Here is a 21,927-nt window from a genome sequence, read left to right as displayed (position 1 = left end):
AGCGGGAAACGGATCCGAGGAGGAGACGGACTTGAGCAGGGGAGGGATCGTGCACTCCCCCTGAGCAGCGGACACAACGCTGTGTGAAGGCGAACGACCGGTACGCTCACTGACGTGACCAATGACCCGTATGCACTCGCCACCGACGCCGCGAACGCGCTGAGAAGCGCCGTCGGCGTGGACTCCTTCGATGTCGCGCTGGTGATGGGCTCCGGCTGGGTCCCGGCCGCCGACGTGATCGGTGAGACGGTCGCCGAGGTCCCGGTGACCGATCTGCCCGGCTTCGCGCCGCCCGCCGTGCAGGGCCACGCGGGCCGGATCCGCGCCGTACGAACCGAGTCGGGAAAGAACGCACTGATCTTCCTGGGCCGTACCCACCTCTACGAGGGCCGCGGCGTGGACCCGGTCGTGCACGGCGTACGGACCGCGATCAAGGCCGGGGTGGGCACGGTCGTGCTGACCAACGCCGCCGGGGGCCTGCGCCCCGAGACCCAGGAGGTCGGCGAGGCGGTGCTGATCAGTGACCACATCAACCTGACCGGCGCCAGCCCGATCACCGGCGCCACCTTCGTCGACCTCACCGACGTCTACACCCCGCGCCTGCGCGAACTGGCCCGCGAGGCCGACCCTTCGCTGAAAGAGGGCGTCTACGTGGCCTTCCGCGGCCCGACGTACGAGACTCCGGCCGAGGTTCGCATGTGCCGCATCCTCGGCGGCGACATGGTCGGCATGTCCACCGTGCTCGAGGCGATCGCGGCCCGCGAGGGCGGTGCCGAGGTGCTGGGCATCTCCCTGGTCACGAACCCGGGCGCCGGACTGGTGGGCGAGCCGCTCAACCACGAGGAGGTGCTGGAGGTCGGTCGCGCCACCGCCGCGCGCATGGGCGGCCTGCTGGCCGGCGTCGTCGGCAAGCTGTGACCCGGGAGGTGACGATGAGCAGCGATCTCGCGGGGCTCGCCCGTTCCTGGCTCGCCCAGGACCCCGACCCCGACACGCGCGCGGAGCTGAAGAAGCTGCTGGAGAGCGGTGACGGCGACGCGCTGCGCGAGCGGTTCGGCTCCCGGCTGGAGTTCGGCACCGCAGGGCTTCGGGGCGAGCTGGGCGCCGGCCCCAACCGGATGAACCGGGTGACGGTCATGCGCGCCGCGGCCGGGCTCGCCCGCGTACTCGGCCCCGGCAAACACGTCGTGATCGGCTACGACGCCCGGCACAAGTCGGACGCCTTCGCCCACGACACCGCGGCCGTGCTCACCGGGGCCGGGCTGCGCGCCTCGGTCCTCCCCCGGCCGCTGCCCACCCCCGTGCTCGCCTTCGCCGTCCGCCACCTCGGCGCCGACGCGGGCGTGACCGTCACCGCCAGCCACAACCCGCCCCGCGACAACGGCTACAAGGTCTACTGGGGCGACGGCTCCCAGATCGTGCCGCCGGTCGACGCCGAGATCTCCGCCGCCATCGACGCGACGGGGCCCGTCTCCGAGCTGCCCCTCGGCTCCCCCGGCGACCCGGCGTGGAACGAGCTGGACGACGGCGTCGTGGACGCCTATCTGGAGGCGGTGACCGCGCTCCCGATCGGTGACGCCCGCGAGCTGCGGGTGGCGTACACCCCGCTGCACGGTGTGGGCGGCGACACCCTGGCCCGGGCCTTCGCCGCCGCGGGGTTCGACGCGCCCGCGACCGTCGAGGCACAGGCCGCGCCCGACCCCGACTTCCCCACCGTCGCCTTCCCCAACCCGGAGGAGCCGGGCGCGATGGACCTCGCCCTGGAGCTCGCCGAACGCGTCGGCGCGGACCTGGTGCTGGCCAACGACCCCGACGCGGACCGCTGCGCGGTGGGCGTGCCGCTGCCCGGCGGCGGCTACCGGATGCTGACCGGCGACGAGGTGGGTGCCCTGCTGGGCGAGCACGTGATCCGGCGGACCTCGGGTGACGGCCGCCTGGTGGCGACCACCATCGTGTCGTCGTCCCTGCTCGGCAAGATCGCCGCCGAGTACGGGGTGCGCTGCGCCGAGACCCTCACCGGCTTCAAGTGGATCATGAAGGCAGGCGAGGGCCTGCGGTTCGGGTACGAGGAGGCGCTGGGATACAGCATCGGCTCCGACCTCGGACTGCCCGTGCACGACAAGGACGGCATCGGCGCGGCGCTGACCGTGGCCGGGATCGCCGCGCAGGCGAAGCTGGAGGGTCGCGGCCTGCTCGATCTCCTGGACGACCTGGCCCGCCGTCACGGCCTGCACGCCACCTCCCAGCTGTCCTTCCGGGTGGCCGACCTGTCGCTGATCACCGGGGCCATGTCCCGCCTGCGGGACGCGCCGCCCGCGCGGCTCGGCGGTCGCGAGGTCGAGGCCGCCGACGACCTGAGCCTCGGCGCGGGCGGGCTGCCGCCCACCGACGGCCTTCGCTACCACCTGGCGGGAGGAGCCCGGGTCGTCGTCCGCCCTTCGGGGACCGAGCCCAAGCTCAAGTGCTACCTGGAGGTCGTGGTCCCGGTGACCGGCGAGGTCTCCGAGGCCCGCACGCGGGCGGTGCGGGATCTCGAAGCACTGAAGGCCGACCTCACCGAGGCCCTCGGCCTCTGACCCGGCCAGGACTCCCGGCCGCTGACCCCATCACGGCTCCCGGCCTCCGACCCCGTCAGGCGAGGAAGGCCGCGATCACCAGCAGGGCGGCGGCGGCCAGCGCGGCCAGGGCGCCCGGCGACCAGGTGATCGTGAGCCCGCCGGTTCCGGGCGCGGCACCCGCTTCGGACGCGGCACCGGCTTCAGGTATGACGCCCTCCTCAGGCGCGGCTCCGGCCTCGGACACGACGCCCGCCTCGGACACAGCACCCGTTCCGGGCTCGGCTCCGGTTCCGCCGCTACCCTCGGTCGCCGCCCCCGGCCCGGTCGCGTCGTCCTTCGTGGTCGCGGCGAGTGAGGCCGCGCGCCTGGCGGATTCCGCGCGTTCGGTGATCTGCTCGGCCACCCAGTCGGCGTGGGTCCTGCCCGCCAGCGCCTCGGCGGCGGCCTGCTCGGCCTTCGAGCGGACCGGCTCGGTCCTGAAGCGCCCCCGGGCGGGCGTGGCCGCGGCCCTCCCCCTGCGCGCGGCCGCCGCCCGCTCGCGGGCGGAGGTCTGCGGCACCCAGCAGCGGATGCTCTCATCGCCGGAGGTGATCGTGATCGAGTGGGAGACCGTGACCTCGTCCACGCCCAGCCAGGGCACGAAGGCGTTTCTCAGCGGGTTGCGGACGTGGACGCCCTCCTCGGTGAGGAGGATCGCCGGGCGCAGGCAGCCGACGAAGACCAGCGCGGTCAGCACCGCCAGCACCGCCGCGGCGATCATCGACATCCGCCCGCTGTAGCGGACGACCAGATCGACCGCGTTGACCGCGGCGAAGGCCATCCAGACCCAGCCGACGATCATCGCGAGGTTGGAGCGGAACACCTGCTTCATCGGAAAAGCTCACTTCACTCGGGCGAGCCCGTTCACACCTGCCACTTGAGGCGGGCGAACCCGGGCTTGATGACGCCGTTGATGAGCGACAGGCGCTCGTCGAACGGCAGGAACGCCGACTTCATGGCGTTGACGGTGAACCACTGCATGTCGTCCCAGCCGTAGCCGAACGCCTCCGACAGCTTGGCGAACTCCTCGGAGACGGACGTACCGCTCATCAGCCGGTTGTCGGTGTTGACCGTGACCCGGAAGTTCAGGCGGCGCAGCAGGCCGATCGGGTGCTCGGCGATGGAGGCCGCCGCACCGGTCTGCAGATTGGACGTCGGGCACATCTCCAGGGGGATGCGCTTGTCACGGACGTAGGCCGCCAGGCGGCCCAGCTTGGGCTCGGCGTCGTCCTGGACGGAGATGTCGTCGATGATCCGGACACCGTGACCGAGCCGGTCGGCGCCGCACCACTGGATCGCCTGCCAGATCGACGGCAGGCCGAACGCCTCGCCCGCGTGGATGGTGAAGTGGGCGTTCTCCCGCTGGAGGTATTCGAAGGCGTCGAGGTGGCGGGTGGGAGGGTAGCCCGCCTCCGCTCCGGCGATGTCGAACCCCGCCACCCCGGCGTCGCGGTAGCGGACCGCGAGTTCGGCGATCTCCATGGACCTGGCCTGGTGGCGCATCGCGGTGAGCAGCGTGCCCACCCGGATGCCACGGCCCGCCGAACCGGTGTCGAAGCCCTCCTGCACGGCCTCGATGACCTCTTCGAGGCTCAGGCCCGCGGAGGTGTGCTGCTCGGGCGCGTAACGCACCTCGGCGTAGACGACGCCGTCGTTCGCCAGGTCCTCGGCGCACTCGGCGGCGACCCTCACCAGCGCCTCGCGCGTCTGCATGACGCCGACCGTGTGGTCGAAGGTCTCCAGGTAGCGCTCCAGCGAGCCGGAGTCGGCGGACTCCCTGAACCAGGCGCGCAGGCTCTCCGTCTCGGTCGCGGGCAACCTGTCGTAGCCCGACTTGCGGGCCAGCTCGATGATGGTCTCCGGCCGAAGGCCACCATCGAGGTGATCGTGGAGCAACACCTTCGGAGCCAGGCGGATCTGCTCGAAAGTGGGTAGCTGACTCATTCGGCAACCTTACCGTCAGGGGCCTGACCGGTCGGTCTGCGCGAAGGCGCCGTCACGGCCCGGCCTGGGAATGTTCGTACCGGTGTCCCGCGCGAGGGGAACCGCGAAGGGGCACGGCGCCGATCCCGGTACGCAGACACCGGGATCGACGCGCGACGAACCGTCACCGGCTCACTCGCCCTCGCGGTTGACGGTCTCCGGGGAGAAGGCCGGCAGGCAGACCGCGACGTACTCGGCGCCGTCGGGGCCGGCGCTGTAGCGGATCCGCTCCCCCGGCTCGCACACGAACGCCTGCCCCACGCCGACCTCGGTCGTGCCCTCGTCGTGCTCCACGATGACGGTGCCCTTGAGCACCAGCGTGTATTCGGCGAACTCCGGCGTCTGAGCGGGCTCGTCCCACCCGGCCGGGGCCTTCATGTACGCGATCGAGATCCGAGGGTCGCCGCTGTTGGCCAGACCGACGTATTCGTCGATCGTCTTGCCACCGGGGACGGGAATCCGTGTCGCGCTGTCGATTTTGCGTACCATCAGGCCAGTCTGTCACCCGGTCTCGGGGCCGTGCGCCACCCGGTTCCCCGGCGCTCTCAGTGCGAGATGTCGACGACCAGCCGGTTCGGGCTCTTCTGCTCCAGGACCCGGAACGGCGCCTTGCGATCGAGGACGACCCCCACGCTCACCACACCCTCGAAATCGCCGACCTTGACCACGTTCTGGACGTTGCCCAGCTGGGCCTGGAAGATCGGGCCGCCCTTCCAGGTGGACTGGCCCGCCTCGGTGTGCGCGACGGCCGGGGTGATCGTCAGTTGCAGGTAGGCCCCGCCCTTGACGTCGACCTTGTCTCCCGAGCCGTCCTGGACGAGTTCGGGGACCCAACGCGCCCTGTAGCCCGGCAACTCGCCCTTGAGATCGATCACCACCCGGTCGAACCCCTGGTGCTGGGCGAACCGGGCCCCGGTGACGATCGGCTGGGTGGAGATGGCGCGGTCGACCTCGATCTCCTTGGTGCTCGTCGGAGGAAGGAGGGCTGCGGTGGCGGCGGAAGGTGTGGGGGACGCGGTCGACGTGGAGGACGGATCCGCCGGGGCCGTGGTCGGCGTGTCCGCAGGGGACGGGGTCGCGGTCTGCGTGGCCGAGCCGCAGCCGGCCGCGAACAGGAGCACGGGGACGAGCGCGAGAGGAACGAGGGTGCGGTTCATGATGAGCCTCCTGCCCCGTTAGATGCTCAGATCCCCGAAGAGGTTCACCCTCCGGCCGACCACATGCGCCCTCGCCGGATCGTGACATCTTGTCGAGGTAGGAGTCAAGCACCGCGACGTCCCCCTGGCGGCGGAGGCGTTCCGGACGCGAGGACGTACCGGACGTCAGGCGGTGACGCGGTCGATCACCAGCGGCAGCAGGCCGGGGTCGGTGGTCTCGCCGACGGTGTAGGCGCCTTCGAGGGCAGCGAGCGCCCGCTCGAAGCGCGAGGTCTCGTCGGCGTGCAACGTCATCAGCGGCTGCCCCTCGCGGACCGGGTCCCCGGGCTTGGCGTGCAGCACGATGCCCGCGCCGAACGACACCGGGTCCTCCTTGCGCTCCCTGCCCGCGCCGAGCCGCCAGGCCGCCAGGCCCACGCCGTACGCGTCGAGCCGGGACAGCACGCCCGAGGAGGGAACGGTGATCTCCATGGTCTCGGCGGCCCTGGGCAGCGGGGCGTCGGGGTCGCCGCCCTGTGCGGTGATCATCCGGCGCCAGACGTCCATCGCGGAGCCGTCCGCGAGGGCGGTCTCGGGGTCCTTGCCGCCGGAGATGCCCGCGGCCTGGAGCATCTCCCGCGCCAGCCGTACGGTCAGCTCGACCACGTCGGCGGGTCCGCCTCCGGCGAGCACCTCCACCGACTCGACGACCTCCAGGGCGTTGCCCACCGCCCGGCCCAGCGGCCGGTCCATCGCGGTCAGCAGCGCGACCGTCTCGACCCCGGCGTCGGTGCCGAGCTCGACCATGGTCGTGGCCAGCTCGCGGGCCTGCTCCACGTTCTTCATGAAGGCCCCCGAGCCGACCTTCACATCCAGTACGAGCGCGCCGGTGCCCTCCGCGATCTTCTTCGACATGATCGAGGAGGCGATCAGCGGGATCGCCTCGACGGTGCCCGTGACGTCGCGGAGGGCGTAGAGCTTCTTGTCGGCGGGGGCGAGACCGTCGCCCGCCGCGCAGACGACCGCTCCGGCCTTGCCGAGTACGTCGAGCATCTCGTCGGTGGACAGCGACGCCCGCCAGCCGGGGATGGACTCCAGTTTGTCCAGGGTGCCGCCGGTGTGACCGAGTCCCCTGCCGGACAGCTGGGGGACGTATCCCCCACACGCGGCGACGAGCGGCGCGAGCGGCAGCGTGATCTTGTCGCCGACACCGCCGGTGGAGTGCTTGTCGGTGGTGGGTCCCGGCAGCGACGACCAGTCCATCCTCGCCCCGGAACGGATCATGGCCTGGGTCCACTCGGCGATCTCCCGCCGGTTCATGCCGTTGAGCAGGATCGCCATCGCGAGCGCGGACATCTGCTCGTCGGCGACGACGCCCTTGGTGTAGGCGTCGATCACCCAGTCGATCTGCTCGGCCGACAGCTCCCTGCCGTCCCGCTTGGTGACGATGACGTCGATGGCGTCCATGTTCAGGCTCCCCGGCTCAGGTCGTGGGGCCCGAAGGCGTAGGGCAGGATCTCCGCCATCGGCTTCGGGCCGTCGATGGTCTCCAGCAGCAGTTCGGGGCCGCCGAACTCGTACAGCAGCTGGCGGCACCTGCCGCACGGCATGAGGAGCTCCTCATGCCCGTCGACGCAGGTGAACGCGACGAGACGGCCGCCGCCGGTGGCCTGGAGCGAGGACACCAGCCCGCACTCGGCGCACAGCCCGATGCCGTAGGAGGCGTTCTCGACGTTGCAGCCGGACACGATCCGCCCGTCGTCCACCAGCGCGGCGGCGCCGACGGGGAACTTGGAGTAGGGGGCGTAGGCGTGCCCCATCGCCCGTACGGCCTCGGCCTTCAGCGCCGCCCAGTCGATGCCCTGGCCGCCGCCCGGCTCAGTGTCCGGAATGCCCTGCTCACCGGTCGGGCCGGTGTTCGCTTCGCTGCTCATCTCGGTGCCCATCGAATCAGATTCGCTCGTGAGGTGCGCGTGTCACGATCACTTACTCTGTCCCCTGCGGTACGTCAGGCCGATCGCCGCAGGCGCGCGGAGCCGCTGCGCCGCCAGCGAGAGCACCAGCAGCGTGGTGATGTGCGGGGTGGCGGAGGTGAACTCCGAGGGAACGCTGTCGGTCAGCGCGAACACGACGAACACGGCGACCGCCGCGACCCCGGTGATCAGCGCGGCCCGCGTCCGGTTCTGCCGTACGAGCTGGTAGACGGCGACCCCGACGAGCAGGATCGTCACCACGAGCAGCAGCGCGTGCACCGACTCGCCGCCCCTGCGCAGCTGGAGCGCGTCGGTGTAGCCGAACAGCACGGCGCCGCCGGCCAGCCCGCCCGGCCGCCAGTTACCGAAGATCATGGCGGCGAGGCCGATGAAGCCGCGCCCGCCGGTCTGCCCCTCGCGGTAGGCGCTCGCGGCCACCTGCGACAGGAACGCGCCGCCCAGGCCCGCCAGGGCGCCGGAGACGAGCACCGCGATGTACTTGTAGGTGTAGACGTTCACGCCCAGCGACTCGGCGGCCACCGGGCTCTCCCCGCAGGAGCGCAGGCGCAGGCCGAACGCGGTGCGCCACAGCAGGTAGTACGAGAGCGGGACGAGCAGGATCGCCAGGATCGTGAGCAGCGAGACGTTCGTGGTCAGGCCGCGCAGGATGCCCGCCACGTCCGACAGCAGGAACCACTGCTTGGCCTCCAGTGCCCTGAGCGGGTCCCCGATCCGGTCCCACGGCACGCTCACCACCTCGGGCTTGGGCACCGGGGGCGACTGGGAGTCGCCGCCGCCCGGCATCTCGGCGAAGGTGACCTTGGACAGGAACTCGGTGACGCCCTGACCCAGGATGGTGATCGCGACACCGGAGATGATGTGGTCGACGCCGAACGTCACGGTGGCGATCGCGTGCAGCAGGCCGCCCAGGGCCCCGCCGATCGCGCCCGCGACGACGCCCGCCCACGGGTTGCCGAACTGGATCGCACCCCAGGCTCCGCACCAGGTGCCCATGATCATCATGCCTTCGAGGCCGATGTTGACCACTCCGGCCCGCTCGGCCCACAGGCCGCCCAGACCAGCCAGGCCGATGGGGATGGCGAGCGCGATGGAGGCGTTGATCGCTCCCGCGGAGGTGAGGTCGACGGCGCCGGTGACGGTCCGCGTGAACGAGAGCAGCAGGACGAGCGCGCCGAGGGCGAGCAGCAGGACCCGCCAGGTGACCCTGAAGCGGGCGGGGGCCTTCGGCTCCAGGAAGGGAGCCTCCGGCGTGGTGAGGGCGCCCTGGCTCATGCCGGCGTTCCTTCCCTGGTCGGGGTGGCGTCCGCCAGCTGGCGGCTCACCCGGCGCTGCTCGGCGGAGATCTGGTAGCGGTGGACCAGCTCGTAGGCGATGATCACCGAGAGCACGATCGTGCCCTGCATGATGGTGACGATGTCCGGGGAGATCTTCTGGATCTGCAGGATGCCCGCCGAGGTGTCGAGGAAGGCCCACAGCAGGGCGCCGAACGCGATGCCGACCGGGTGGTTGCGGCCGAGCAGCGCGATCGCGATGCCGGTGAAGCCAAGGCCGGGAGGAAAGTCCAGGCTGTAGCTGTAGGAGGCCCCGAGCAGCTGCGGCATGCCGACCAGGCCCGCTACCCCGCCGGACAGGATCATCGAGATGAGGATCATCCGCTTGACGTTCACGCCGCTCGCCACCGCGGCCGACTCCGAGCGGCCGGTGGCGCGCAGGTTGAAGCCGAAGCGGGTCCGGTTGATCACCACGTGGTAGAGGACGCCCATCACGACCGACAGGATGATCAGTCCGAACACCTTCGTCTGGGTGCCGGAGATGATCGCCAGGCCGGGCACCTGGCCGGAGGGGCCGATCGGGCTGGTGCCGATGTTGTTGCTGCCCGCGACCTCGACCGCGAGGCGCTCCTTGTTGAGCAGCCAGGCGCCGAGCGAGGTGGCGATCGCGTTCAGCATGATCGTGGAGATGACCTCGCTCACCCCGCGCCGCACCTTGAGCAGAGCGGCGATCGAGGCCCATCCGGCGCCGACCAGCACCGCGACGAAGATGATCAGCGCGACGTGCAGCGGGGCGGGCAGGGTGACCGCGCCGCCGACGGCCGCGGCGGTGAGCGCCGCGAGACGGTACTGGCCGTCGACGCCGATGTTGAAGAGGTTCATCCTGAACCCGATCGCCACCGCGAGCGCGGACAGGTAGAAGTAGGTCGCGGCGTTCAGGGTGAGCGCGATCGAGCGCGGCCGGATGCCGTACTCGCCCATGCTGACCAGCGTGTCGAGCGGCGGGGCGCCGATGATCGAGAGAATGACCATGGTGATCGCCGCGGCGAACGCGATGGCGACGAGCGGGGCGGCGAGCGAGAGCAGCCCCGCCGGGGAGACCCTGCCGAGCAACCGGTCGGCGAAGGTGGACTTTTCCCGGCTCATCCGCGCGTCCCGGGGTGCGTGTGCGCCGTCTGGGTGTTCGTGCCGCGCGTCCCGCGCGTCCCGGAGGGCGTGTGCGTCTGGGGGTTCATACCGCGCGCTCCCGGGGGCGTGTGCGCTACGTGGGTGTTCATGCCGCCTCTCCAGCACCCGTCATGGCCGAACCGAGCCGCTCGGGTGTCACGTCCTTGGGATCCACCTCGGCGACGATCCGGCCGCGCAGGATCACCTTCAGGGTGTCCGACAGGCCGATGAGCTCGTCGAGGTCGGCCGAGATCAGCAGGACCGCGAGGCCCGCGGCGCGCGCCGCGCGCAGGTGGTCCCAGATCGCGGCCTGCGCGCCCACGTCGACGCCGCGCGTCGGGTGGGAGGCGATCAGGAAGACGGGCTCCCCGCTCATCTCCCGGCCGACGATCAGTTTCTGCTGGTTGCCGCCGGACAGCGCCGAGGCGTCCACGTCGATGCCCGGGGTGCGGACGTCGTACGCCTCGACGATGCGCCGGGTGTCCTCTCGCGCTCCCGCACGGTCGATCCAGGGGCCCTTCACGTTGGGTCGCCGCGTCTGGTGGCCGAGGATCCGGTTCTCCCAGAGCGGGGCCTCGAGCAGCAGGCCGTGCCGGTGGCGGTCCTCGGGGATGTAGCCGATGCCGGCCTCGCGGCGGCGCAGCGTCGTCCAGCCGGAGATGTCGTGCTCGCCGAGGCGGATCTCGCCGTCGGCCGGGCGCATGCCCATGATCGCCTCGACCAGCTCGGCCTGGCCGTTGCCCTCGACCCCGGCGATGCCGAGCACCTCGCCCCTGCGGATCACGAAGCCCACGTCGTCCACGACGCGGCGGCCGTCGGCGGACAGGACGGTGAGGTCGCGCACCGACAGTGCCACCGTGTCGGTGACGGTGGACTCGCGGGTCTCCGGGCTGGGCAGCTCGCTGCCGACCATCAGCTCGGCGAGCTGCCTCGCGGTCACGTCCTTGGGGTCCACGCTGGCCACGGTCGTGCCGCGCCGGATGACGGTGATGGCGTCGGCGACCGAGAGCACCTCGTCCAGCTTGTGCGAGATGAAGATGATCGTCAGCCCTTCGCGGACCAGCTCGCGCAGGTTGGCGAAGAGCTCCTTCACCTCCTGCGGCACGAGCACGGCGGTCGGCTCGTCCAGGATGAGGATCCGGGCACCCCGGTAGAGGACCTTCAGGATCTCCACCCGCTGGCGGGCCCCGACGCCCAGGTCCTCGACGGTGACGTCGGGGTCGACGCCGAGTCCGTACGAGTCGGAGATCTCCTTGATCTTTCTTCGCGCGGTGCCGAAGTCGAGGGCGATCCCGCCCTTTCTGGGCTCGCTGCCGAGGACCACGTTCTCCAGGACGGTGAGGTTGTCGGCCAGCATGAAGTGCTGGTGGACCATGCCGATGCCCACGGCGATCGCCTCGCCCGGGGAGCGGAAGCTCACGTCCTCGCCGTTGACGCGGATCTTCCCCTCGTCCGGGCGCTGCATGCCGTACAGGATCTTCATGAGGGTGGACTTGCCCGCGCCGTTCTCGCCGACGACGGCGTGCACGTGGCCCTGTCGCACGGAAAGGGAGATGTCGCGGTTGGCGACGACGCCGGGGAATCGTTTGGTGATGCCCGAGAGTTCGACGGCCGGTGCCGAGGTGCTGATGACGGCCTCCTCCGTACGGATGCCCCGATACGGAACGTGGTGGTGAAAGTGGAACAGATGTTGATCAAGGTAGGACAAAGGGCCCGGGGGAAATGTCCGCCGGGCCCCTCATTAGTACCAGGTCAGGAGGTCTTGTCCGGAACGGTGATCTCGCCGGAGATGATCTTCTGCTTGTACTCGTCGAGCTGGGCCTTGATGTCGTCGACCTGGCCACCGGTGGTGGAGTAGTCGACGCCGTCGGCCTTGAGGTCGTAGATCGTGCTGCCGGCCTTCACCTGGTTGGTGGTGAAGCTCTTCAGGAAGTCGAAGACGGCGACGTCGACCTTCTTCACCATGGAGGTCATGATGACGCTCTGCAGGTCGGCGGCGGCGGTCTTCGCCTGGTCGGAGTCGACGCCGATGGCGAGGCCCTTGGCCGCCTTCGCCGCCTCGAACACGCCGCCACCGGAGCCGCCCGCGGCCTGGTAGACCACGTCGGCGCCCGCGTCGAACATGCCCTCGGCCGCGGTCTTGCCCTTGGCCGGGTCACTGAAGCCGGTGAAGTCCGGCGGCTGGGTGAGGTACTTGACCTCGATCTTCACGTCCGACTTGACGGCCTTGGCGCCCGCGGCGAATCCGGCCTCGAACTTGTTGATCAGCGGCACCTGCACGCCGCCGACGAAGCCCACGTGGTTCTTCTTGCTCTTCAGCGCCGCCGCGGCACCGACCAGGAAGGAGCCCTCGTGCTCGGCGAACAGCAGGTTCGAGATGTTGGGAGCCTCGGCCGCCGCGTCGTCGACGATCGCGAACTTGACGTCGGGGAACTCGGTCGCGACCTTCTTCACCGGGTTGGAGTACGCGAACCCCACGGCGATGATCGGGTTGAAGCCGCCGTCGGCGAGCAGGCGGAGCCGCTCCTCCTTGGCCGCCTCGGTCTCGCCGTTACCGGCCTCCAGCTCGCTGACCTCGGCCAGGTTCAGCTCGGCCTTGGCCTTGTCGATGCCCGCCGCCGCGGAGTCGTTGAACGACTGGTCGCCACGCCCGCCGATGTCGTACGCGAGACCGACCTTCGGTCCCGTCGCCGCCGACGCCTCACTGCTGGCGGCCCCGCTCGGCTGCGCCGACGTGGCCGGTTCCTCGCTTCCACCACACGCGGCAGCTCCCATGAGCATGCTGCCCGCCAGTGCGGTCGCGGCCAGCTTGCCGAATCGGTTCTGAAGCAAGATGGACTCCCTTCGCGTTTCAGTGCACGCGCGAAGAGACGCACGGCAACCCTGCACGGAAGATAGTTGGTCCATCAGGGTTGACCAAACCAACGCATGAGTCCGCAACAGGTCCGTTATCCAGCTCAGGCCACCTTGTGACCCAAAAACCGGGCAGGGTTACCTGTCGGTAGCTCCGGACGTCCGCCACGGCCCGACGCCTGCGCGTCCGCCCGGGAGCCGATGATCTTCTTCGGGGACCATCGGCTGGTTCCTCAGGATATGTCCGGACTTTTCGTCTGACTAGATGTCAGGAACCCGCTACTTGTCGGCGTTCACGGCCATGAGCGTGTCGCCCGCGACGGGGCGCTGCCCCTCCCACAGGGCGGTGAGCGCGGTCGCCGCGAGGAAACGTACCCCGGTGCCGATCGCGCTCTCGTCCACGTCGAAGGTGCCCTGGTGGATGTCGGCCAGGTGCGCCGACCCCGGCTCGCGGGTGCCGAGCCTCGCGAACGCGCCGGGGATGGACTCCAGATACCAGCCGAAGTCCTCACCGCCCAGACTCTGCTCCGTCGGCACGGGGGCACCCTCGCCGAGCACGCCTTCGGCGGCCTCGGCGAGCATCTGCACGCTCACCTTGTCGTTGACCACCGGCGGCACGCCGCGCACGTACTCCATCTCGGCCTCGACGCCGTACGCGCCGGCGACCGACTCGAGCAGCGACTTGATCATGTCGGGGGCCGCGTGCCAGGCCGCCTCGTCCAGGCAGCGCACGGTGCCCTCGGCGACGCCGTCGTCCGGGATGGCGTTGGCCACCGAGCCCGCCTCGACCCGGCCCCAGACCAGGCTGAGCGAGGAACGGGGGTCGATCCGGCGCGAGAGCGCGGCGGGGAGCTCGGTGAGGATCTTGGCGAGCGCGAAGACGAGGTCCGCGGTGAGGTGCGGCCTGGCGGTGTGCCCGCCGGGACCGCTCACCCGGATCGTGACCCTGTCGCAGGCCGAGGTGATCGGACCGACCTTGAGGCCGACCTTGCCGACGTCCAGCCGGGGGTCGCAGTGCAGGCCGAAGATGCGGTCCACGCCGCTGATGCCGCCCGAGGCCATCACCTCCAGCGCGCCGCCGGGAAGCTCCTCGGCGGGCTGGAAGATCAGCCGGACCCTGCCGGGCAGCAGACCGGCCTCGGCCTGCTGGGCGAGGAAGAGCGAGGTGCCGAGCAGGATCGTGGTGTGCACGTCGTGCCCGCAGGCGTGACACACGCCGGGGACCGTCGAGCTGTAGGGGACGTCCTTCTCGTCGGGCACGGGCAGCGCGTCGAGGTCGGCCCGCAGCGCCACGGTCGGGCCGTCGCCGCTGCCGACGTCACAGAGCAGGCCGGTGCCGCGCGGCAGCACCGAGGGGACCAGCCCCGCGGCGGTGAGGCGCTCGGCGACGCGCTGCGTCGTGCGGTATTCGGCGAACGCGAGCTCGGGATGCATGTGCAGGTCCCGGCGGAAAGCGATGAGCTCCTGCTCACGACCGGCGAGGAACGTGTCGAGCTCTCCCCGCAAATTACGCCCCCGCATTGCACACCGTCCCATCCGCGCCGGCGGGCTCTGGATCCTCGACGCACCGTGCAACTGCCCAGGATCTCGAAACCCACGAGGCAGTCTCGAAAAAAGCGATCGCCGCACCGACGGACCGGAGTGGGGTCTCACGGGCCGCGTCAGCACGGGCTGGTCGGTCACCGACGCGTGAGCGGCAGGCCGGTGCCCCGGGGAAGCCGTCGCGTTGGCGATGACAACGACTTTATCCCTCCTCCCGAGCAGCTCGCCGACATCCAGGCCAAATGTTTTGGCACCCCATGCCCCACTCGTACACCTTCCGACCCGGGATGACCAGGAAAGATAGCCCAAATTGACTATGAGACGATGGTCGTATCGGGGGAGGGCGGGTACCGGGGGGACGTCACCACCGGACCATTCCCAAACATCGCCGACCTGGCAATTTACGTGACCTCAGGTGCCGGTCATCGAACCCGGCGGAGTGATGCAAACGGGAGGAATGCGTGTTTCACTCCTCACATGATCACTAACATCCCATTCGGGGAGAGGCAGTCGCGTTTGAGCATATTCGAACCGGACGAGGGCACCCTGGTGGTCCTCCCCTCGCTGTCGCTTCCCCAGGATGAGCTGCGCAGGATCACCGGCGCCCTCTCCTACGAGGAGCGGCTGCTGTTTCTCCTCCTCACCCTGAGGAAGCCGAAGGTCGAGGTCGTCTACCTGACCTCGACGCCGGTGGACAGCGCGGTCGTGGACTACTACCTGGGCTTCCTCGACGATCCCGACGAGGCCCGTACCCGCCTGCGGATGATCAGTTTGGATGATCCTGACACGCATCCGCTCACCGAGGCGCTGCTGCGCCGCCCGGACGTGATCGCGCGCATCCGTGCCGCCCTCGGCGACCCCCCGCAGGGCGACGTCCCCTCGGACGCGGGCAGGAACGACAGACCCGCCTGGATGGTGCCGTTCGTGGTGAGCGAGTACGAGGAGCGCCTCGCGGGGATCCTCTCCCTGCCGATCTACGGCCCCGCCACCTCCCTCGCCCACCTGGGTTCCAAGAGCGGCGGGCGCGTGATCGGCGACGAGGCAGGGGTGCCGCTGGTCAGGGGCTTCGGCGACCTGCGCTCACTGACCGAGGTGGAACACGCCGCCCGCGCGATGAAGCCCGCGAGCAGGCTCATGGTCAAGCTCAACAACAGCTACTCGGGGCTCGGCAACGCCATCGTGACCAAGGACGACCGGCCACTCGCCTCCTGCCCCACGAGCTTCTCCGCCTCCGACGAGAACTGGACGACGTTCGCCGAGAAGGTCGCCGAGCGGGGAGCGGTGATCGAGGAGTTCATCGAGGACCGGCCGCTGCGCTCCCCCAGCGCGCTGGCCCGGATCACCCCCGGCGGCTCGTACGACGTGGTCGCCACCCACGAGCAGGTCCTCGGCGGCCCCAACGGCGACGTCTACCAGGGCTGTTGCTTCCCCGCCCGGCAGGAGTACCGGGCCGAGCTGGGCGAGTACGCCGAGCGGATCGCCAGGATCCTCGCGGGCCGCGGGGTGGTGGGGCTGTTCGGCATCGACTTCTTCGCCGTCAAGACCGACGGCGGCTACCGGACGCTGATGTGCGAGATCAACCTGCGCATCGGCGGCACCACCCACCCGTTCGGCGCCGCCCTCCTGACCACCGGCGCGTCGTACGATCCGGAAAGCCACACGCTCGTGCACGCGGGCCGGCCGAAGCACTACGTGGCGACGGACAACTGCGCCTCGCCCTCCCTTCGGGGCCGTCTGCCCGGTGAGGTGGTCAAGCTGATCCACGACGAGGGCCTCGGCTTCGACCGCGAGCGCCGCACCGGGAACGTGCTGCACATGCTGGGCGGGGTCACGAAGTACGGCAAGCTCGGGTTCACCAGCATCGGCGACTCCGCCGAGGAGGCCGCCGAGCTACACGGAAGGACGCTCGTCACGCTTCGCCAGAGCGCGTAGGCCGATCGCACCGAGCACGATCGCCAGCACGATGTTGACGGCGATCAGGATTCCGTGGACCACGTAGAAGGCCGTCGGATGACCATCCGCCAGGTTGAAGCCAAGGGTGATCCATTCGAAGATCATGAAAGCGGCAAGGCCGATCAGGAAAGCGGCTGTCTTTCGCGTTATTCGCATGGTGTCAGTATTCCGCCGAGTGGTTCGCAGCTGGTCAGGGCACCTGTAACTCCATGCGAACCGGTACGAAGCTACCCTGAGCTCATCATGGGGATCAAACATGTCGCACCCGTCGGGGTGCTGCTCGCGGCGACCGCCCTCCTCGGCGCGCCCGCACAGGCCCGGGTCGCGGACGCGCCCGCGGCGGCCGGTTCGCCGGACCTGCGCACGGGTGCCGTTCCAGTGGCCGCGCGCCACGAGAGGGAGCCGGTCGGCGGCTCCCGGCTCGGGGGGCGAGGTCTCATCCTCCCGGCGGGTGTGAAGGCCCCTCCCAAGACGGCCGCGAAGTCGTACGTGATCGCCGACGCCGAGACCGGTGAGGTGCTGGCCGCCAAGGACGCCCACGGGCGCTACCTTCCCGCGAGCACGCTGAAGGCGCTCACCGCCCTCACCCTCATCCCCAAGCTGGACAAGAAGCTGAAGATCACGCCGAGCAGGCGCGCGGTGAACGAGGAGGGCAGCGCGGTCGGCCTGGTCCCCAAGCCTCTCTACACCGTCGAGGACCTGTTCAAGGCGCTGATGCTGGTCTCGGGCAACGACTGCGCGATGGCCCTCGCCGAGGCCAACGGCGGCCTCGCCACGACCCTGGCGGACATGAACGCCGAGGCCAAGCGCCTGCAGGCGTTCGACACGGTGGCCAAGACCCCGAGCGGGCTGGACAAGCCCGGCCAGAGCAGTTCGGCCTACGACCTGGCACTGATCGCCCGCGCCGGCCTGGCCAACGCCGATTTTCGGCGATATATCAGCACAAAGACCGACAAGTTCCCGGCGCCCAAGGGCTACTACGAGATCGGCAACCACAACAAGCTGCTCTGGCGCTACAAGGGCATGATCGGCGTCAAGAACGGCTGGACCTCCAAGGCCCTGGGCAGCTTCGTCGGCGCGGCGAAGCGCGACGGCCACACCGTCATCGTGTCGATCATGCGGCATGACGGCTACTTCTGGGAGGAGGTCGCCGACCTGCTCGACTGGGGATTCGCCAACCGCGGCAAGGTCGTCCCGGTCGGCCAACTGGTCGACCCGGTCCCCGAGCCCGCCCCGCTGCCCACCGGGCCCGCCGCCTCGGCGCCCCCTGCCGCGGCCCCCGAACTCCCCGCTCCGGTCTCCGCGCAGGACCCGGCCGCGGCCACGAGACCCGCCGACGAGGGAGTCCCCGCCACCTACTACGCCCTCGGCGCCGTCCTGCTCACCGTCCTGCTCGGTGGCCTGACCTGGCTGGCGTACGGCCTGCGCGGACGCTCCCGCCGGGCACGCTGACGAGAGCCCTCAAGAGAGCCCGCACGAGAGCCGGCGCCGCCCGGAGCGACCCGCTCCGGGCGGCGCGCACGATCCCGCGCATCGGAATCGGCGCCGGCGCCTCCACTCCGGCGAACGTCCGCTCCGGGCGGTGCGTGCGACATCACGCCCCTCGGAGAGATCCGCTCCGGACACGCGTACGCCCCGGAGCGACCCGAGGCGGCACGCACGGCCCCGCCGCGAAGGGCGGCCCTTCACCCCTTGACCGGCCCCCGGCCGCTCCTGGCCGGTGCCGCCGGAAGGATCCTCATCCCCAGGACGACACCCCCGACGACGAGGGCGAGGAGCAGCACCGCCTGGCCGACCATGCCGAGGGTGATGGTCCGGCTTATCCCGTCGGCGAAGCCGAAGTGGTGGCTCAGCCCGACCAGGCGAGCACACAGCGTCGGCAGCGCCAGGATCGCGAGAGCCAGCGGCCACGACGGGGTGCGCCGCGCGGGTGCGTACGCGTGCACGCAGACGTACGCGACGCCGGCCCCCAGGACGAACGCGCTTCTGAGGCCGAGCTCGTCCAGCCACGGCCATACCCAGGCGACGGTCGCGGCGGGAGACGCGATCACCTCGTACAGCGCGGCGACGGCGACACCGGCGGCGAGCGGAGGGAGCAGAAGCCACGGTGACCGCCGCGCGGGGCGCGAGTCCCGCTGGAAACCGGCCCACAGGGCCGTCACGGTGACCAGGGGAGCCAGAAGGCCGGCGAGCGCGAGCCCGGGGAAGCCGTTCAGGGACGTCTGGACCAGAATCGGCAGCCCCGCCGCGAGCGCGACAAGCGCCGGCGTTCTGGCCGCGCGGGGGTGACCGAGGAGGAGCGCCGCGAACGGGGCGAACCACAGGGGGCCGGTGAGAACCCCCAGGATGTTCGCGAGCCGCTCAGGCGACCCCGCCGGACCCGCCGCCTGTGCGAGCAGGGGCTCGGCCGTGCCGATCATCCCGTACGCACGCAGGGCGACCACGGCGGTCAGGGTGCCGAGGAACGCCTGGAGGCCCAGTCCCAGCAGGGCCGTCAGGCGGACCGTCTCGCCCCACGCGAGGAATCTGGGCTCCGCGCCACCCGCTCCGCCGAGGCGGACCCGGACCGCGAGCACGGCGATACTGGCGATCTCCGACCAGCGCGGCCGGGGCCCGTCGGCGTCGGAGACGCCGGGCGAGCCCTCCAGGAACACCGAGACCATCTCCTCCTCGCGCTCGGCGCGGTAGGAGGCGGGCAGCAGGCGCAGCCAGTGGCGGTAGCGCCTTTCCAGCAGGCTCGTCGGCGCACCGTCGTCCCCGCCCTCCCTCACGCGGGCGTCCTCGCCCTCTTTCGCGTAGGCGTCCCCGCTCCCCCTCACCTGGGCGCCCTCGCCCTCTTTCACGTGGGCGTCCTCGCTCTCTCTCACGCGGGGCCTCCCGCGACGGAGGGGCGGCCCTGCCGGGCGCGGAGACGGTCGACGGCGGTCCTCGCGTTCTCCGCGAGCCGGACGGCCTCCGCCTCCAGCGTCCGTGAACCGGAGTCGGTGATCCGGTAGTAACGGCGCAGCCGTCCCTGCTGGACCTCCTCGCGGTCGAGGGCCACCAGCCCGTCGCCCGCGAGCCGGTCGAGCACGCCGTAAAGCGTGCCGACCTTGAGCCGAACCCGCCCGCCGGACAGTTCCTCGACCTCCCGCACGATGCCGTAGCCGTGACACGGCTCGGCGACCAGCGCGGTGAGGATGAGAAACGCCGGCTCCGTCATCACTCTCGGAGTCATGCCTGACAACATATATCGGGGAACAAGATATAGCGAGCGGCGGAGCTCGCGGGATTGCGGGGGATCAGGCGCGGAGGGCGGTCGTCGGGACCGGGGTGGGATCGGGCGGGGGGCCGAGGGACGCGGTGGCGGTCCAGGCGGCGGCGTACATGATCACCCGAGCCGAGAGGTTGAGCCAGACCAGCAGGCCGACGACCACGGCGAACACCCCGTAGACGGGATTGTTCAGGGTGCCGGAAAGGATGAGCACGGCGAGTTGCTTGAGCAGGGCGAAACCGACCGCGCCGAACAGCGCGCCGCGCAGCAGCACCCGCAGCGGCTGCCTGGAGCGGCCCAGCCAGCGCAGGATGACCAGGAAGACCACGACGTCGGTGAGCACGCTCACCGTCAATCCCGCCAGCCAGATCGTGACGGTGGCCACCGGCGAACCCGCCAGACCGAGCCACCCGGCCACGACCCCGCTCGCCTGGGTGGCGAACCCCCCGATCAGCACCGACAACACCAGCGTGGTGCCGATGAGCAGGAGCGCGGCCAGATCCCTCAGCTTGGCCAGGACGAAGTTGAGCGGCGCCTCGGTCGTCATGAAGATCTCGCGCAACGCGCCGCGCAGCGCGTCGATCGCGCCGAGTCCGGCGTAGAGGAGCCCGAGCAGGCCGATGATCCCGGCACTGGTCCGGGACTCGGCGATCTGCTGGATCGGCAGCTTGTCGGCGAGGCCCGGCAGATACTGGTTGATCGCCGTCTGCAGGGTCACGATGGCGTCGGGCCTGACGGAGAGGAAATAGCCGAAGACCGCGAAGGCGAGCGCGATGATCGGGAAGAACGACAGGAAGGCGAAGTAGCTGACCGCTCCGGCGAGCCGGTCACCGGACTGGATCTGGTAGCGCTGGAAGGTCCTGACCAGATGATCCAGCCATCGCCACCTGATCCGGGCCGCACCAAACGCCCTCCCGAACCGCTCACGGGCCGATTGGATACGTTCCAGCACGCTTGTCACGTGCGCCCCCTACCCAATCACCGCCGTCCCGATCGTGAACGGCGGCGAAAAAACAGCCGTGCGTACACGAGAGATCACGCAGCGGGCGGGAGGTCGCCCGAACCCGTACGAAGGAAGATCGTCAGGGCCGTGTGGAGGCGTCGCGGTCCGGCTGAGAACACCGCCCGGACCGCGACGGAAGATCATGAAGTGGGCAGGAAGCCCACCCGGTCACGCACCTTGGCCATGGTCTCGGCGGCCACCGCGCGGGCCCTGGTCGCCCCGACGGCGAGCATCCGGTCGAGCTCCGCCTCGTTGGCGAGCAGCTTCTCGGTGCGCTCGCGGATCGGGGTGAAGGTGTCGATCACCACCTCGGCCACGTCCTTCTTGAACGTGCCGTACCCCTGCCCGGCGTAGCGCGCCTCCAGCTCGGGGATCGGGACGCCGCTCAGCGCGGACTGGATGCGCAGCAGGTTGGTGACGCCGGGCTTGTTCTCGTCGTCGGCGAGGACCTCGGAGCCGGTGTCGGTCACCGCACGCATGATCTTCTTGCGGAGCGGCCCCGGCTGCTCCAGCAGGTCCAGGATCCCGGTGGGCGAGGAGGAGGACTTCGACATCTTCGCCGTGGGCTCCTGGAGGTCGGTGATCTTCTCGACCCCCTTGACGATGTGCGGGTCCGGCAGCGTGAAGGTCTCGCCGAAGCGGTGGTTGAAGCGCTGCGCGAGGTCGCGGGTGAGCTCCAGGTGCTGCTTCTGGTCGGCGCCGACCGGCACCTGGTTGGCCTGGTAGAGCAGGATGTCGGCCGCCTGCAGGATCGGGTAGGTGAACAGCCCGACACTGGCCGAGCTCTCACCGGCCTTCGCCGCCTTGTCCTTGAACTGGGTCATCCGCCCGGCCTCGCCCATCCCGGTGAGGCAGATCAGCACCCAGGCCAGCTCGGTGTGCTCGCGGACGTGGCTCTGCACGAAGACCGTGGAGCGCTCGGGGTCGAGACCCGCGGCGAAGAGCTGGGCCGCGGCGACCCTGGAGCGCCTGCGCAGCACCTCCGGCTGGTAGTCCACGGTGATCGCGTGCAGGTCGACGACGCAGTAGAACGCGTCGTACCCCTCCTGCATGGCGACGTACTGCCTGATGGCACCGAGGTAGTTTCCCAGGTGGAAGGAGTCTGCGGTCGGCTGGATTCCCGACAGGACACGAGGACTGGCCATAGCAGCCAATTCTGTCAGCTGTCGGGAGTG

20 protein-coding genes are annotated in these 21,927 nt (G+C 70.4%); 4 read left to right on the top strand and 16 right to left on the bottom strand.

Features of this window, described 5'->3' with window-relative positions; genetic code table 11:
• Positions 1 to 114 precede the first annotated feature (114 nt).
• Both AB0B96_RS03705 and AB0B96_RS03700 read left to right on the top strand, forming a co-directional pair.
• Positions 115 to 918 carry a purine-nucleoside phosphorylase gene (locus AB0B96_RS03705; RefSeq protein WP_362896213.1) on the top strand — a complete coding sequence of 268 codons (804 nt, stop codon included), beginning with the start codon at positions 115 to 117 and terminating at the stop codon, positions 916 to 918.
• 14 nt (positions 919 to 932) lie between these two features.
• A complete protein-coding gene (locus AB0B96_RS03700; RefSeq protein ID WP_362896211.1) occupies positions 933 to 2,576 on the top strand; it encodes a phospho-sugar mutase in 1,644 nt (547 codons plus the stop codon).
• 55 nt (positions 2,577 to 2,631) lie between these two features.
• On the opposite strand, the gene AB0B96_RS03695 is transcribed toward AB0B96_RS03700, so the two are convergent.
• The 11 genes from AB0B96_RS03695 to AB0B96_RS03645 form a co-directional block, all read right to left on the bottom strand.
• Positions 2,632 to 3,429: a hypothetical protein gene (locus AB0B96_RS03695; RefSeq protein ID WP_362896209.1), complete on the bottom strand. Its 798-nt coding sequence runs from the start codon at positions 3,427 to 3,429 to the stop codon at positions 2,632 to 2,634.
• Positions 3,430 to 3,461: 32 nt separating this feature from the next.
• Entirely contained in the window at positions 3,462 to 4,541 is a 1,080-nt protein-coding gene (locus AB0B96_RS03690) for an adenosine deaminase (protein ID WP_362896207.1), read from the bottom strand.
• A gap of 171 nt (positions 4,542 to 4,712) precedes the next feature.
• A complete protein-coding gene (locus AB0B96_RS03685; protein ID WP_362896205.1) occupies positions 4,713 to 5,069 on the bottom strand; it encodes a cupin in 357 nt (118 codons plus the stop codon).
• Positions 5,070 to 5,125: 56 nt separating this feature from the next.
• A complete protein-coding gene (locus tag AB0B96_RS03680) occupies positions 5,126 to 5,737 on the bottom strand; it encodes a hypothetical protein (protein WP_362896203.1) in 612 nt (203 codons plus the stop codon).
• 165 nt (positions 5,738 to 5,902) lie between these two features.
• On the bottom strand, positions 5,903 to 7,183 hold the full coding sequence (locus AB0B96_RS03675) for a thymidine phosphorylase (protein ID WP_362896201.1): 1,281 nt from the start codon (positions 7,181 to 7,183) through the stop codon (positions 5,903 to 5,905).
• A gap of 2 nt (positions 7,184 to 7,185) precedes the next feature.
• A complete protein-coding gene (locus AB0B96_RS03670; RefSeq protein WP_362896199.1) occupies positions 7,186 to 7,650 on the bottom strand; it encodes a cytidine deaminase in 465 nt (154 codons plus the stop codon).
• 48 nt (positions 7,651 to 7,698) lie between these two features.
• Positions 7,699 to 8,982, bottom strand: a complete 1,284-nt coding sequence (locus tag AB0B96_RS03665; RefSeq protein ID WP_362896197.1) for an ABC transporter permease — start codon at positions 8,980 to 8,982, stop codon at positions 7,699 to 7,701.
• Complete coding sequence (locus AB0B96_RS03660) at positions 8,979 to 10,127, bottom strand: ABC transporter permease (RefSeq protein WP_362896195.1); 1,149 nt, start codon at positions 10,125 to 10,127, stop codon at positions 8,979 to 8,981. The genes AB0B96_RS03665 and AB0B96_RS03660 overlap by 4 nt, the downstream gene beginning before the upstream one ends.
• A 127-nt stretch (positions 10,128 to 10,254) precedes the next feature.
• Positions 10,255 to 11,778, bottom strand: a complete 1,524-nt coding sequence (locus AB0B96_RS03655; RefSeq protein WP_362896417.1) for an ABC transporter ATP-binding protein — start codon at positions 11,776 to 11,778, stop codon at positions 10,255 to 10,257.
• A 122-nt stretch (positions 11,779 to 11,900) separates the two neighbouring features.
• Positions 11,901 to 12,980 carry a BMP family ABC transporter substrate-binding protein gene (locus AB0B96_RS03650; protein ID WP_362896193.1) on the bottom strand — a complete coding sequence of 360 codons (1,080 nt, stop codon included), beginning with the start codon at positions 12,978 to 12,980 and terminating at the stop codon, positions 11,901 to 11,903.
• A 300-nt stretch (positions 12,981 to 13,280) separates the two neighbouring features.
• Positions 13,281 to 14,522 (bottom strand): M20 family metallopeptidase, encoded by a 1,242-nt coding sequence (locus tag AB0B96_RS03645; protein WP_362896191.1) that lies wholly within the window; start codon positions 14,520 to 14,522, stop codon positions 13,281 to 13,283.
• Positions 14,523 to 15,059: 537 nt separating this feature from the next.
• On the opposite strand from AB0B96_RS03645, the gene AB0B96_RS03640 reads away from it, so the two are divergent.
• Complete coding sequence (locus tag AB0B96_RS03640; protein ID WP_350943453.1) at positions 15,060 to 16,475, top strand: peptide ligase PGM1-related protein; 1,416 nt, start codon at positions 15,060 to 15,062, stop codon at positions 16,473 to 16,475.
• On the opposite strand, the gene AB0B96_RS03635 is transcribed toward AB0B96_RS03640, so the two are convergent.
• Positions 16,434 to 16,652: an SCO4848 family membrane protein gene (locus AB0B96_RS03635; protein WP_350943452.1), complete on the bottom strand. Its 219-nt coding sequence runs from the start codon at positions 16,650 to 16,652 to the stop codon at positions 16,434 to 16,436. The two genes, AB0B96_RS03640 and AB0B96_RS03635, sit on opposite strands and share 42 nt — an antisense overlap.
• 87 nt (positions 16,653 to 16,739) lie before the next feature.
• Between AB0B96_RS03635 and AB0B96_RS03630 the strand changes: the two genes are divergently transcribed.
• Complete coding sequence (locus AB0B96_RS03630; protein ID WP_362896189.1) at positions 16,740 to 17,948, top strand: D-alanyl-D-alanine carboxypeptidase; 1,209 nt, start codon at positions 16,740 to 16,742, stop codon at positions 17,946 to 17,948.
• Positions 17,949 to 18,181: 233 nt separating this feature from the next.
• Here AB0B96_RS03630 and AB0B96_RS03625 read toward each other — a convergent pair whose 3' ends face one another.
• The 4 genes from AB0B96_RS03625 to trpS form a co-directional block, all read right to left on the bottom strand.
• On the bottom strand, positions 18,182 to 19,363 hold the full coding sequence (locus AB0B96_RS03625) for a hypothetical protein (RefSeq protein WP_362896187.1): 1,182 nt from the start codon (positions 19,361 to 19,363) through the stop codon (positions 18,182 to 18,184).
• Positions 19,360 to 19,713 carry a PadR family transcriptional regulator gene (locus AB0B96_RS03620; protein WP_362896185.1) on the bottom strand — a complete coding sequence of 118 codons (354 nt, stop codon included), beginning with the start codon at positions 19,711 to 19,713 and terminating at the stop codon, positions 19,360 to 19,362. The genes AB0B96_RS03625 and AB0B96_RS03620 overlap by 4 nt, the downstream gene beginning before the upstream one ends.
• Before the next feature lie 64 nt (positions 19,714 to 19,777).
• Entirely contained in the window at positions 19,778 to 20,710 is a 933-nt protein-coding gene (locus tag AB0B96_RS03615) for a YihY/virulence factor BrkB family protein (protein WP_362896183.1), read from the bottom strand.
• 182 nt (positions 20,711 to 20,892) lie between these two features.
• Entirely contained in the window at positions 20,893 to 21,897 is a 1,005-nt protein-coding gene (gene trpS / locus AB0B96_RS03610; RefSeq protein ID WP_362502675.1) for a tryptophan--tRNA ligase, read from the bottom strand.
• Positions 21,898 to 21,927 lie beyond the last annotated feature (30 nt).

The organism is Streptosporangium sp. NPDC049046, assembly GCF_040649155.1.
GTDB lineage: Bacteria > Actinomycetota > Actinomycetes > Streptosporangiales > Streptosporangiaceae > Streptosporangium.
This window is presented reverse-complemented; position numbering and strand designations above follow the sequence as displayed.

Coding starts and splice junctions, on each gene's coding strand:
- AB0B96_RS03680 (WP_362896203.1), bottom strand. CDS start 5,737: ATGAACCGCACCCTCGTTCCTCTCGCGCTCGTCCCCGTGCTCCTGTTC.
- AB0B96_RS03635 (WP_350943452.1), bottom strand. CDS start 16,652: ATGCGAATAACGCGAAAGACAGCCGCTTTCCTGATCGGCCTTGCCGCT.
- AB0B96_RS03665 (WP_362896197.1), bottom strand. CDS start 8,982: ATGAGCCAGGGCGCCCTCACCACGCCGGAGGCTCCCTTCCTGGAGCCG.
- AB0B96_RS03645 (WP_362896191.1), bottom strand. CDS start 14,522: ATGCGGGGGCGTAATTTGCGGGGAGAGCTCGACACGTTCCTCGCCGGT.
- AB0B96_RS03660 (WP_362896195.1), bottom strand. CDS start 10,127: ATGAGCCGGGAAAAGTCCACCTTCGCCGACCGGTTGCTCGGCAGGGTC.
- AB0B96_RS03630 (WP_362896189.1), top strand. CDS start 16,740: ATGGGGATCAAACATGTCGCACCCGTCGGGGTGCTGCTCGCGGCGACC.
- AB0B96_RS03670 (WP_362896199.1), bottom strand. CDS start 7,650: ATGAGCAGCGAAGCGAACACCGGCCCGACCGGTGAGCAGGGCATTCCG.
- AB0B96_RS03685 (WP_362896205.1), bottom strand. CDS start 5,069: ATGGTACGCAAAATCGACAGCGCGACACGGATTCCCGTCCCCGGTGGC.
- AB0B96_RS03700 (WP_362896211.1), top strand. CDS start 933: ATGAGCAGCGATCTCGCGGGGCTCGCCCGTTCCTGGCTCGCCCAGGAC.
- AB0B96_RS03695 (WP_362896209.1), bottom strand. CDS start 3,429: ATGAAGCAGGTGTTCCGCTCCAACCTCGCGATGATCGTCGGCTGGGTC.
- trpS (WP_362502675.1), bottom strand. CDS start 21,897: ATGGCCAGTCCTCGTGTCCTGTCGGGAATCCAGCCGACCGCAGACTCC.
- AB0B96_RS03690 (WP_362896207.1), bottom strand. CDS start 4,541: ATGAGTCAGCTACCCACTTTCGAGCAGATCCGCCTGGCTCCGAAGGTG.
- AB0B96_RS03675 (WP_362896201.1), bottom strand. CDS start 7,183: ATGGACGCCATCGACGTCATCGTCACCAAGCGGGACGGCAGGGAGCTG.
- AB0B96_RS03620 (WP_362896185.1), bottom strand. CDS start 19,713: ATGACTCCGAGAGTGATGACGGAGCCGGCGTTTCTCATCCTCACCGCG.